This is a genomic window from Paenibacillus brevis, from assembly GCF_018919145.1.
GTDB classification, from domain to species: domain Bacteria; phylum Bacillota; class Bacilli; order Paenibacillales; family Paenibacillaceae; genus Fontibacillus; species Fontibacillus brevis.
Window position 1 is genome coordinate 43,022 of sequence record NZ_JAHLQJ010000012.1, and the last position, 13,159, is coordinate 56,180.

Consider the following 13,159-nt stretch of genomic DNA (forward strand, 5'->3'; position numbering starts at 1 on the left):
ACACTTCCTTCCGGCCTGCAAGGCTTAAAATGTAAACAGCAGCAATGACATGAGTTAGTATGCCGCCCTTCCACCTGCCTCTATTCCAAAAGGTCTCGCAATTCCCTGCGCAAAAAAGCCTCCTCTCCCAGAGGAAACCGTCCAAATAACCGGCTGGGAGAAGAGGCGACTGTGTGCCTTAGCTCTTATATATAAATGGTTCTATACTTCCATGATGATCGGAAGAATCATCGGTCTGCGGCGTGTCTGGTCATACAGGAAGCGTCCAAGCGCATCCTTCACGCTCGTCTTGAGCGAAGCCCATTCATTCACATTTTCGTTCATCAGCTTCTCAAGTGTGCTGGATACGATCCGGTTCGCCTCATCAAGCAGACCTTCCGATTCCCGAACATAGACAAATCCGCGAGAAATAATATCCGGACCCGACACAATTGTGCCGTCCTGCTTGCTCAGCGTAACGACTACCACAAGGATTCCATCCTGGGACAGAAGCTTGCGGTCGCGAAGGACAATATTGCCGACATCGCCGACACCAAGGCCGTCGATCAGAACGTTGCCCGCCGGAACTTTACCGGCCTTGCGGGCTTCCCCGCCTTCAATCTCCACCACATCTCCGATATCGACCAGGAAAATATTGTCGGGGTCTACGCCGACCGATTCGCCAAGCAGAGCATGTCTGCGCAGCATCCGGTATTCCCCGTGAATCGGGATAAAGAATTTCGGCCGCATCAGGTTCAACATCAGCTTCAATTCTTCCTGGCTTCCGTGTCCGGACACATGGACACCGGAATTAGAACCGCTATAGATTACATCCGCACCAAGCCGGAATAACTCATCAATGGTACGACCGATATACTTCTCATTGCCCGGTACAGGCGTTGCAGCAATAATGACGGTATCGCCAGGCAGAATATCAACCTTGCGATGAGTCGAACGCGCCATCCGCGTCAATGCGGACATCGGCTCGCCCTGGCTTCCCGTGCACAGAATAACTACACGATCAGCAGCCATTTTATTAACCTCTTCCGGTTCGATCAAGATACCGTCCGGAACATTCAAATAACCAAGCTCGGAAGCAATGGTAACAACGTTAACCATGCTGCGGCCAATAATCGTCACTTTGCGCCCGGTAGCATATGCAGCATCAATGACTTGTTGAACGCGATGCACATTCGATGCAAAGGTCGCAACCACCACCCGCTGATCTGCTTTACGGAAAATATCATTCAGCACGATGCCTACATTTTTCTCGGAAGGCGTAAAGCCTGGCTTCTCAGCATTGGTACTATCCGATAAAAGGGCGAGAACACCCTTCTTGCCGATTTCACCCATACGGTGCAAATCCGCGAATTGATCATTGACTGGTGTATGATCAAATTTAAAGTCACCGGTATGAACAACATTTCCTTCAGGCGTCTCAATGCACACTCCGACGGAATCCGGAATACTATGGTTTGTCTTGAAGAATGTGGCTTTCATTGTGGTCCCGAGCTGAACCTCGGAATCGGCATGAATCAGAACACGCTTCGTCTCGCCAAGCAGCCCCGCTTCCTTCAGCTTGTTCTCAACAAGCCCTAACGTCAGCTTGGTGCCATAGACCGGCACATTCAAGTTCTTAAGCACATAAGGCAGACCGCCAATGTGGTCCTCATGACCATGCGTCAGCAAGATACCTCTTACCTTGTCACGGTTCTCCGTCAAGTAGGTGATATCCGGAATGACAATGTCAATGCCCAGCATGTCCTCTTCCGGAAATTTGAGTCCGGCATCAATGACCACGATGTCATTGCCGTACTGCACCACATACATGTTCTTTCCGATCTCGGCAACGCCGCCCAGCGCAAAGATCATTAATTTATCATTATTCATTTTTTTGGACAAGTGAATCTAACCCTCCTATTATGTTGGACGAAAGTAAATTGTAAATGGAAATGCACCCGTTCAGTGCAAAGCTAGTTAATTTTTTCAAAATAAAAATACACCGCACCCAGTCACTTGAAACCATTATACATGATTAAATAATTAAAATACAAGTGAAGCGATTTCTTCATCCCGTATCCATACCTTTTGCAACGACAAATAAACCGATGCTTGAAATGCAGCATCGGTTTATGGAAATCAGACCTGTTATTGGGTTACTTGAGCAGACTTAGAATTTTCGCAGCCTCTTGCTCGGTCGGAGGAACCAGCGGAAGACGGACGCTGCCGACCAAATAACCTCGCTCGTTGAGCGCATATTTTACAGCAACGGGATTAGGACATTCGAACAGTCCTTTGAATATAGGAAGCAGCTTATGATGAAGCTTGGCAGCCTTTGTAGCCTCACCGGCAAGCAGCGAGGAGATCATTTCCTTCATCTCGGCCCCGACAAGATGGCTGGCAACACTAACCACGCCATAAGCGCCCACGGCTATGGCTGGCAGAGCCGAAGCATCATCCCCCGTATAAATCGCAAAGCCTTCTGGCGCACCGGCTGCTATGAAGCCGATTTGCTCTACCGATGCACATTCCTTAATCGCAGCAATGTTCGGAATCTGAGCCAGACGAAGAACCGTATCCTTGCTGATACTTACCGCTGTCCGCAGCGGGACATTGTACAGCATCACCGGCAAAGCAGTTGAAGAGGCAATTGCCGCAAAGTGCTGATAAAGCCCTTCCTGATTCGGTCTGTTATAGTAAGGTGCAACCAATAGCACACCGTCTACTCCCAGCTTTTCAGCTTCCTGGGTCAGGTGAATCGAATGAGCCGTTCCATTGCTTCCTGTACCGGCAATAATCTTGCACCGGCCCGCTGCACGTTTGACCGAATAATCGAATAAAGAACATTTCTCTTCATCGGTTAATGTTGGAGACTCCCCTGTCGTACCGCATACGACCAGGCTGTCAGACTTCTGCTCCTCGATCAAATAATCGATGAGTCTCCCTGTCTCTTCCCAGTCGATCTCCCCCTGGGCATTAAAGGGCGTGACCATCGCTGTTATTAATCTTCCGAAATCCACGTCGTCTCCTCCTTAGAATCCTTTTGATATATTAGAGCAGTCGTCAAGCCTCCCGTTACTTGCCAAGCTCAAACTTAGCATGCAGGGCGCGCAACGCCTGTACCATATCTTCTTTATTGACGAGCACCCAGATCGTAGTGTTGGAGTCCGCGGACTGCAAAATTTGAATGTTCTGCTCTGCAAGCGCCTCTACGATTCGAGCCATAATACCGGGTACTCCGTTAATTCCGCCGCCGATGACCGACACCTTGGCGCAGCCGCTTAGCAATGAAGGATTGAATCCGAGCGATCTGAGCACAGCTTCGGCCTTTGAAGCATTGCTGTCAAATACCGTATAGGCAACCCCGGTTGGGGTCACATTAATAAAGTCAACACTAATATCATTCTCTGCCATAGCCTTAAAAACTTTAAGCTGTAAATTGTCGGCAGCACCCGATACGGAATCAACTCGGATCTGAGTCACATTCGCTACATAGGCTATCCCGGTCACATACCGGTCAACAATACCAATCTGTACATCCTTGAAGCCTTCCGGATTAGCGACGAGCGTCCCTTCACTTTGCGAGAAAGTGGAGCGCACCCGTACCGGTGTGCCGGATTGCATGGCGATTTCAACCGCTCGCGGATGAATCACCTTGGCTCCCTGATGAGCCATATTGCAAATTTCAGCATAACTGACGTAATCCAGCGGCTTGGCATCTTCAACGATGCGCGGATCCGCGGTCAGAATGCCGTCCACATCCGTATAGATATCTACCATTTCCGCATGCAAAGCCGCGCCAAGCGCTGTGGCCGATGTATCGCTGCCGCCGCGTCCAAGCGTCGTGAAATCACCGCTTTGGTTCTGTCCTTGAAACCCGGTTACAATAACTACCTGATTATTGTTCAGTTCATCCACCACCCGGCTAGGCACCATATCCAGAATTCTAGCATTGCCGTAATGGCTGTCCGTTCTGAATCCGGCCTGGGCCCCGGTTAACACTACAGAAGAGATCCCTGCTCCCTGCAGCAGGCTGCAAAGCATCGTCGCCGAGATAATTTCTCCGCAAGCAAGCAACAGATCCTGTTCCCGGGACGGAAGTGAGCCTCCTCCTGAAGCAATAAGGTCAAGCAAGGTATCCGTAGCATACGGATCCCCTTTCCGGCCCATGGCCGAGACCACAACAACAAGCCGGTAACCATGATCCAGTTCCCGGCGAATATGTGAGATGACATTCTCCCTGGCTTCCTTGGTCGAGAGAGATGTGCCTCCGAATTTTTGCACTAAAATGCGCATGGGTATTCCTCCAATGTAAGTAGCGGAGCAAGCGTGAAGAACGACAATTACTCTGCTTCGTTTGCCGCAGAAAGACCGACGGCACAATGAATGTGCCGCTTTAGTCCTGCACTCATTTCAAAATTACACTCCATCACGAAAACGTTCAATAATGACTGGCTGCAGTTGTCTTCCTTCAAGCGCCGCATAACAGGTTTCAGGAATAAGCTCCATACGTGCAACCAAAGAATTCGGCTTCTTCTCCGGGCTGTCTTGACCAAACGGCACGAAATAAATGTGCTTGGCAACAATCAGCCTGGCGATATTCGCCATATTAAAGCCCAGTCCATCATTCGTGGAGACGGCGATTACAACAGGACGGCCATTGCGCAGCGTTGCTTTGGCAGCCATCAGCACCGGGCTGTCGGTCACCGCATTCGCCAGCTTGCTGGTCGTCGTCCCTGTGCAGGGGGCAATCGCAAGAACATCCAGACGCTTTGACGGACCAAGCGGTTCAGCGTCGACAATTGAAGAAATAATATCATTCCCCGTAATATCTTTCAACTGTTTTTGCCAATCTTCTGAATTTCCAAACCGGGTATCCGTACTCATGACCGTATTGGAAATGATCGGTACAACTTCAGCACCAGCGTCTACAAACCGTTTCACCTGCGGCATAATCTCCGCCAGCGTACAATGTGATCCCGTAACCGCATAACCAACCGTTTTCCCCTGCCAGTTCACTATTCATCCCCCCGTAGTCGACACTCTTCCAAAAGTGACTGAATAATCGTGTTCGCCATAATAATGCCAGCCGTTTTGGGAGCTACAATACCGGGTAGACCAGGGGCAAGAATTGCCTTGATTCCCCGCTTCTCTGCGAAGCGAAAATCCGTTCCTCCGGGGGCGGAGGCAAGGTCGATAATGACCGCCTCTCGAGACAATCTGGAGATGATTTGTGCTGTGATTATCATAGTCGGTATCGTGTTAAAAATCAAGTCAATTCCGCTGTGATAAACGCTCAAATCCGTTGTCGCAAAAGGCTTCCAGCCCATTTGGACCGCTCTCGCCCTATCCGCTTCCTTGCGTAGTCCCACCTGTACATTTGCTCCCAAACCTTGCAGTGTTTTTGCCAGCGTGAATCCCGTCCTGCCTATTCCCAGAACAATGCAATTCGATCCATGCAGCGTAATCTGCGTGTTCTGGATCGCCATCATAACCGCCCCTTCGGCGGTAGGAATTGAATTATAAATCGCTACCTCGTCGCGTTCCAATAATTCGATCAGACGAAAGGAATATTCGGAAGCCATTCGCTTTAAATATCCTTTTGCCATCCCTGTAAATACCGGCGTTTCTTCTCGAATCTCCGCCAACATCTCCTTCTTCAATTGAATGCTGGCGCTTGAGAAGGGAGCTGGAACTTCCCCTTGTTCATTGCACCCGACAACAGGGAGTACGATGCAGTCCGCCGCTCTAAGCAACTCCGGAGTCAAGGATTCATGTGAAATACCAGTCAGCGGAGGTGTCAGATTCTCGAATCCGACAACGCGCACTGTTGCATCCATCTCGATGCATTTGTGGATGACTTCCACCTGGCGGGCGTCACCCCCTAAAAAGACAATGGTCAGACCGGTTAACATCAAAAGACGGCACTCCTTCCAGGCAATACGTATAAAGCATCTTATGCCATGCAGAGGCAAGTGGTGAGGGGACGCATTGGAAAAAAGCTGATGCTTCGAGAGCGTGCGCGTTGTCCAAACGTTGGTAAGCGGAGAAAAGCGGTATTCGGGTTTCTGCCGTTTCTTAAAATCGGGTTGCCGGAATGTACTTTTGAGGAAGCAACCCGATTTCAAATACGGCCCGTTCCCATGCTTATAGAGGCAGAAAAAAACCGGACAGGGGTGATCTCCCTGTCCGGTTGATGAAAACCTATTATTTAGTGCCTGTATGGCCGAAGCCGCCGGCGCCGCGAACCGTTTCTGATAGCTCGTCCACCTGTGTCAATTCAACTTCCGGGACGATCTGGAACACCATCTGAGCGATCCGTTCATTGCGCGAGATCGTAAATGGCTCCTGTCCCAGATTAATCAGCAGCACCTTAATCTCCCCGCGGTAATCCGCGTCAATGGTTCCCGGTGTATTCAAGCAAGTAATGCCGTGCTTGAAGGCCAGCCCGCTGCGGGGTCTGATTTGCGCTTCAAGTCCTCCCGGCATAGCGATCGCAATGCCTGTAGGAACCAAGGCGCGTTGTCCCGGATGAAGAATCAAATCCTCCATAACAGCCGCGTACAGATCAAAACCGGAAGCCAGCTCCGACATTTTGCGCGGGATCTCAATATCCTCATTTCCGGCAAATCTCTTCAATTGAACGTTATACGACAAGTTCATCTCTCCTTACGCCGGACAGAACCCGGTCCGAAGCTCCTACCATTGCCAGCGCATATGGCTTGCTGAACATATCATGGATCACTTCGGTTACCCGTTCCATCGTAACGGCTTCAATCTGTTCGATCATTTCATCGAGCGTATAATGACGGCCTGTCATCAGCTCATTTTTGCCTAGCCGGTTCATACGGCTTCCCGTGCTCTCCAGACTCAGAATCAGGCTGCCCTTAAGCTGTTCCTTGCCCTTGCGCAGCTCATTCTCGCTCATCCCCTTGCGGGAAATCTCGTGCAGCACCTCCATCGTCAGGTCAAGCACATCCTTGGTCTGCTTTGGCGCCGTTCCTGCATAAACCGTGAATAATCCACTGTCTGCGTGAGAGCTGTGATAGGAATATACCGAATACGCCAAGCCCCGCTTCTCCCGAATCTCCTGGAACAGCCTGGAGCTCATCCCGCCGCCCAGTGCATTGTTAAGCAGCACCATCGCATACTGGTTACGGTGACCGATCGGCAATCCCGGGAAAGAAAGACATAGATGATTCTGCTCCGTCTTTTTGCGGTGGAACTTTAACCCGCTCATAAATTCAGGAGCTTCCAGGCTAGCTGTTTCTCCCTGGCCTTCAAAATCGCCAAAATGCTTCTCCAGCAGATCCACAATCGAATCGTCAATATTTCCGGCGACGGCGATAACGATGTTATCCAACGTGTACCTTTCACCCATATAGCTGCATAACTGCTGCGGTCCCATGGCAAGCAGCTTCTCTTCCGTGCCGAGAATCGGCAAAGCAAGCGGATGAGTTCCATAAGCTGCCTGGGTGATCAGATCATGCACCATATCATCCGGCGTATCCTCGTACATCGAGATCTCTTCCAGAATGACATTTTTCTCACGACCCATCTCTTCCTCATCAAACTTGGAACGAAAGAACATATCCGACAGAATATCGACTGCTATCGGCAAATGTTCATCAAGCACTTTAGCATAGAAGCATGTGTACTCTTTGGACGTAAATGCATTGACATTGCCGCCGATCGCATCAAATTCCTCAGCTATATCTCTGGCGCTGAACCGCTCTGTTCCTTTAAACAGCATGTGCTCAATAAAATGCGATATCCCGCCTTGCTCTGACATTTCGTTCCGCGAACCGGTCTTCACCCAAATGCCGAAAGAAACGGACCGGCAGGTCGGGATCTGCTCCATGACCACCCGAAGGCCGTTCTTTAATTGCAACTTCTTCACCGGTAGGCCTCCTCATTTTAACTCTGCGATTTCCGTAATCGGATTTAATCAAATGAACAAATGCATCCCTATCCTATCAAAAAATAACCTATTCCTCAACCTTTGCGATAGACATGCTCAGGAGGCCTGATCATCCAGGTCCAGTCTATCCGAAGACAGGGTCTCCTCCACGGTTCCCGGCTGGAGCCCCTTACTGCGGATGGTCTTGATGATGCCCTGCAAGGCATCGCGCGTGGAGGCCGTCGGGTGCATCAGAATCAGGCTGCCTGGGCCAACCTTGGCTTCGACTCGGCTGATGATCGTATCGGCCGGCGGCTTCCTCCAGTCTATCGTATCCACCGTCCACAGCACCGTCTTGAGGCCTTGTTCTGCTGCCAGCTTTACCGTTCGATCATTGAAATCGCCTGAGGGCGGCGCGAACCATCGATTTTGAACGCCCAGCGTCTCCTTCAGCAGATCTTTAGTCTTGGAAATTTCCAGCCTGGCCTGCTGATCTCCAAGCTGGCTCATATTTGGATGGGAATAAGCATGATTCTCCAACTGATGACCACGCTTTTGGATCTCTTTGGCAAGCTCCGTATTTTTCTTTAACCAACTGCCATCCAGAAAGAAAGTCGCCTTCACGCCTTCTTGATCCAGCACATCCAGCATCGGAGGGATATACTCGTTCCCCCATGCAACATTGATCATTAATGCTGCCATCGGCTTTAAGCTATTCCCCCTGAAGATCGGCTGTGCGCCCAGATCATTGAGGCTGACCTTTGGCTTAATATCTTTATATATGTAGGTAATTGGAGTACCAGGAGGCTTTACCCTTGCCTGCTGGTAGGTCTGCTCAATATCAACCTCGCGCCCGTTATAACCCGGGATTGCCTTCCATACCCGATCAACAACCGCGTCAATCGGTTCGATCCGACGCTTGGCGGCCTCCTCCGTGATCCGGATCCGTAATTGCTCCTCACCCTGCGTATCGGCGAAGCGGCTGAAAGCATCTCTCCCCGGACCCAAACGGTCTCCATTGACAAAGCTGCGAACTCCGGTTAAATGCCCCACCAGCAAAATAATACCAATGCTTGCCAAGATAATACCGAATTTCTTCCGATTCATGACAGACTCATCCCTTCAGCGGGTTTTGTCCTCATCATATGAAAGCCCGTCCTGAATTATACAGAGACTGGCTTATTTCCCTTTAAAAAATAAAAGAGCCAGAACTTTTCATTCTGTCTCTTTCGTATGAACTGTTAATCGGTCAAATTACGATGGGGATTGTTCCGTTTCGGCTGTCAAGACCGCTTTACGGGACAGATTTACCCGGCCCTGCTGGTCAATTTCTGTGACCTTAACGGTAACGGTATCTCCAATGGCGACTACATCTTCCACTTTGCCAACCCGTTCCGTTGACAGCTGGGAAATATGCACCAAGCCATCCTTACCCGGCAAGATTTCCACAAATGCGCCAAACTTCTCGATCCGTTTTACCGTACCGATATAGATCTCGCCAACAATAACCTCCCGAACAATGCCTTCGATGATCGAACGGGCTTTTTGGTTCATTTCTTCGTTTGCAGAAGCAATGAATACGCGGCCGTCTTGTTCGATGTCGATCTTTACGCCGGTTTCTTCGATGATTTTGTTGATGATTTTGCCGCCGGCACCGATAACGTCACGGATTTTGTCCGGATTGATGTTCATGATCATAATCTTAGGCGCATACTGAGACAACTGCTCCTTCGGCTTCTGGATCACTTCAAGCATCTTGGACAAAATGTGCATGCGTCCTTCCTTCGCTTGAGCCAAAGCGTCGGTCAAGATTTGACGATCAATACCGTCAATTTTAATATCCATCTGGATTGCAGTTACGCCTTCTGAGGTACCTGCCACCTTGAAGTCCATGTCGCCCAAATGATCTTCCATGCCTTGAATATCGGTAAGGATCGATACATGCTCGCCATCCTTAATCAGACCCATAGCCACACCAGCAACCGGAGCCTTGATCGGTACACCCGCATCCATCATGGCAAGCGTGCTCGCACAAATACTTGCCTGGGAAGTCGATCCATTCGATTCCAGCACCTCGGATACGAGACGAATCGTGTACGGGAATTCAGCTTCCGGAGGAATGACCTTAGACAACGCACGCTCACCAAGGGCGCCATGGCCGATTTCGCGGCGGCCCGGAGCACGAAGTGGACGAGCTTCCCCTACGCTGAACGGAGGGAAATTATAGTGATGCATGAAGCGCTTCGATTCTTCCGGATCAATACCGTCAAGAATCTGTACATCGCCCAGCGCGCCAAGCGTACAAATACTAAGCGCTTGAGTCTGACCACGCGTGAACAGACCGGAGCCATGGGTACGCGGCAGCAGGTTGATATCGCACTCAATCGGACGGATCTCGCTCAGCTTGCGTCCATCTGGACGAACCTTATCATGCGTGATCAGGCGCCGAACCTCTTCCTTCACGATATCATGCAGGACTTCCTTCACATCGCCCATGAACTCCGGAGACTCTATGTACTTCTCCTCGAAATAGGCCACTGTCTCATTATTGATAGCATCAATTGCATCCTGACGCGCATGCTTCTCAGCAATACGAACGGCTTCCACCAAGCGGCCAGCAGCATAATCACGAACCTCACGGTTCACATTTTCGTCAACAGCATGAAGCTTGACTGCCATTTTTTCTTTGCCCGCAACTGCTACGAGCTCTTCAATGGCACTCACAATATTCTTGATTTCATCATGACCGAACATGATCGCTTCCAGCATAACCTCTTCCGGAACCTCGTTCGCTTCGGCCTCTACCATCATGATGGCATCCTTCGTACCGGATACAACCACATAAATGTCGCTTTCTTCCTGCTCGCTCAGCGTAGGATTAATGACGAATTCGCCATTGATCCGTCCTACTGCAACGCCGCCAATTGGACCATTAAACGGTACATCCGAAATACTCAGCGCTGCTGAAGTACCGATCATAGCGGCAATCTCAGGCTCGCAATCCTGGTCCACGCTCATTACAAGATTGACGATCTGCACATCGTTCCGGAAGCCTTCCGGGAACAATGGACGAATCGGCCGGTCTGTCAAACGGCTGGCGAGAATCGCCTTTTCACTGGGACGTCCCTCACGCTTTATAAATCCGCCGGGAATTTTCCCTACTGCATAGAGCTTTTCTTCGTAGTTCACAGTCAGCGGAAAGAAATCCAGATCTTTCGGTTCAGAAGATGCGGTTACCGTACAGAGCACCGCCGTATCTCCGTAGCGAACCATTACCGCAGCATTGGCTTGCTTCGCCAAGCGTCCGGTTTCGAGAATGAGGGTTCTCCCCCCCAATTGCATTTTCACATGGTTTTCCATGAAATCCCTCCTTATCACAAGTACAAGTTCGGTACAACTCCCATTATTTCCTGCCTGCATGGATTCATAACCTGCGGAAACAATAGGCTTGTCCGTGCGTTCACAAAAAAAACGTCTGGCGACGTACGATCAAGGAGGCCCTACCGCGTTTGCAGGCAATTTTATACCTTATGCATATTTGTCTTCTTTCAAAAACAACCCGGCATGTCGCCGTCCGCATAGGAGCGAATCGGCGGCAACCAGGCTGCTTCGGTCAAACACATGCAAATTAACGACGCAATCCAAGCTTTTCAATCAAAGCGGAGTAACGTCTTACGTCTTTGTTCTTCAAGTAAGCCAACAGCTTGCGGCGTTGACCAACCATCTTCAGAAGACCGCGACGGGAATGATGGTCCTTCTTGTGCGTACGCAAGTGGTCCGTCAAATTCACGATGTTCTCCGTAAGGATAGCAATTTGCACCTCTGGTGATCCGGTATCGGATTCATGAGTTTTGTGCTCTTCGATCAGTTGTTGTTTACGTTCTTGAGTTAATGCCATCCTGTTCACCTCCTCTTATTCAAATCGCCGTTAGCCTAGTAGCCGGACGGTGAGACCGGTAACCAAGCCAAGGTTGCGTTACATCACACGGAATACTCCGCTTATGCAACGTATATCAGTATATCACAGATATCTATATAAAGTAAATGTCAGTTCAAAAGTCCGAAGCGGTCAATATGTGCTTGGCTGTCACGGCATCCTTGGTGATCTGGCCAATCAGTTCATCCATACCGGAGAACTTCCGTTCCTCCCGGATATACTGAATCAGCTCGATCCGCAGCTCTTCTCCATACAGTTGACCTTCAAAGTCAAGCAGATGAACCTCAAGCGAGGGACGGGTCCCGTTGTCATGAAAGGTCGGCTTAACACCGACATTCATGACTCCCAGCCACTTTTTGTCCTGGTACTCCGCAAGAACTGCGTATACGCCTCTGGCCGGAAGGACATAATGCTCGTCCGGCTGCACATTCGCCGTGGGAAACCCAAGCAGGCGGCCGCGCTTTTCTCCATGCATTACTGTTCCCTTAACCGTATAGGGACGACCAAGCCACTGCTTGGTTAGCTCCATATTTCCATCCTGCAGCGCTCTGCGAATGCCCGAACTGCTGACCTTTTCTTCATGAATCAAGAAAGGCGGGACTGTATTAACTTGAAGCTTGTTCTCGCTAAGCTCCTGTAGCAAATCCGCATGACCTTCTCCGCGGTACCCGAAGCGGAAATCAAAGCCGACTACGGCCGTATGTACATGCAGAGGTACAAGCATGCCGCACACAAAATTTTGCGGGCTGACTCTGGAGAAGGCATCATTGAATTCCACGACGTATAAGTAATCAACGCCCATTCCCTGAAGAACGCGCTCTTTCTCTTGAGGAGGAGTCAGGTAGCCTTCGTAATCCCCTTTTTTCATGACCTCTTTCGGATGGGGGTGAAAGGACATAACCGCTGCAGGCAAGCCTAGTTCCCTGGCCAACTGAACCGCTGTCTTAATGACGCTGGCATGTCCCAGATGTAAACCATCAAATTGACCGATTGCCAGAACCTGTGGTCCGGCAGCCGCAGTTATAGCTGAATCTGTCAAAGGATAAGTTAAGGTTATCGTCTCCATTACATTTCACCTGCAATTCCAGTCTGATTTCTCGTTGCTATATAAGTTGAACTAATGATCATGCGTCGCAGGGCAACGTATGTATATAGGTTGAACTAAAGATTATGCATGCTGGGGCAACATGTGAAGTGTTCTTCCAATCGCTGTTATTCGCGGATTTCTCTGACTGAACTAAGCCATCTTAAGGTAGAAATCCACTCACAAAGGCGAACGCTCCCGCTTCTTCCAGAACATTTCACACCTATGCCCTTTCCACGCAGCTCTTTTAGTTCAACAT

The 13,159-nt window shown here is 50.0% G+C and carries 11 protein-coding genes; all 11 read right to left on the reverse strand.

Translation table 11 applies throughout. The features are described 5' to 3' along the window. Positions 1-201: 201 nt before the first annotated feature. Positions 202-1,881, reverse strand: a complete 1,680-nt coding sequence (locus KQJ23_RS14445; protein WP_216479581.1) for a ribonuclease J — start codon at positions 1,879-1,881, stop codon at positions 202-204. 254 nt (positions 1,882-2,135) lie between these two features. Continuing rightward, entirely contained in the window at positions 2,136-2,999 is an 864-nt protein-coding gene (gene dapA, locus KQJ23_RS14450) for a 4-hydroxy-tetrahydrodipicolinate synthase (RefSeq protein ID WP_216479582.1), read from the reverse strand. A 55-nt stretch (positions 3,000-3,054) separates the two neighbouring features. After that, positions 3,055-4,275 (reverse strand): aspartate kinase, encoded by a 1,221-nt coding sequence (gene dapG / locus KQJ23_RS14455; RefSeq protein WP_216479583.1) that lies wholly within the window; start codon positions 4,273-4,275, stop codon positions 3,055-3,057. A 123-nt stretch (positions 4,276-4,398) separates the two neighbouring features. Continuing rightward, on the reverse strand, positions 4,399-4,998 hold the full coding sequence (locus tag KQJ23_RS14460; protein WP_216479584.1) for a dipicolinate synthase subunit B: 600 nt from the start codon (positions 4,996-4,998) through the stop codon (positions 4,399-4,401). After that, a complete protein-coding gene (gene dpsA / locus KQJ23_RS14465; protein ID WP_216479690.1) occupies positions 4,998-5,894 on the reverse strand; it encodes a dipicolinate synthase subunit DpsA in 897 nt (298 codons plus the stop codon). Before dpsA ends, KQJ23_RS14460 begins: the two co-directional genes overlap by 1 nt. A gap of 292 nt (positions 5,895-6,186) precedes the next feature. Beyond that, a complete protein-coding gene (gene dut / locus KQJ23_RS14470) occupies positions 6,187-6,636 on the reverse strand; it encodes a dUTP diphosphatase (RefSeq protein ID WP_249529782.1) in 450 nt (149 codons plus the stop codon). Further along, positions 6,626-7,879 (reverse strand): M16 family metallopeptidase, encoded by a 1,254-nt coding sequence (locus KQJ23_RS14475; RefSeq protein ID WP_216479586.1) that lies wholly within the window; start codon positions 7,877-7,879, stop codon positions 6,626-6,628. Before KQJ23_RS14475 ends, dut begins: the two co-directional genes overlap by 11 nt. 117 nt (positions 7,880-7,996) lie before the next feature. After that, positions 7,997-8,986, reverse strand: coding sequence for a polysaccharide deacetylase family protein (locus KQJ23_RS14480; RefSeq protein ID WP_216479587.1), 990 nt, complete (start codon positions 8,984-8,986; stop codon positions 7,997-7,999). Between the two features lie 147 nt (positions 8,987-9,133). Beyond that, positions 9,134-11,239, reverse strand: a complete 2,106-nt coding sequence (gene pnp / locus KQJ23_RS14485; protein ID WP_216479588.1) for a polyribonucleotide nucleotidyltransferase — start codon at positions 11,237-11,239, stop codon at positions 9,134-9,136. A gap of 268 nt (positions 11,240-11,507) precedes the next feature. Continuing rightward, a complete protein-coding gene (rpsO, locus tag KQJ23_RS14490; RefSeq protein ID WP_044478403.1) occupies positions 11,508-11,777 on the reverse strand; it encodes a 30S ribosomal protein S15 in 270 nt (89 codons plus the stop codon). Positions 11,778-11,931: 154 nt separating this feature from the next. Further along, positions 11,932-12,882, reverse strand: a complete 951-nt coding sequence (locus KQJ23_RS14495; RefSeq protein ID WP_216479589.1) for a bifunctional riboflavin kinase/FAD synthetase — start codon at positions 12,880-12,882, stop codon at positions 11,932-11,934. Positions 12,883-13,159: the final 277 nt, after the last annotated feature.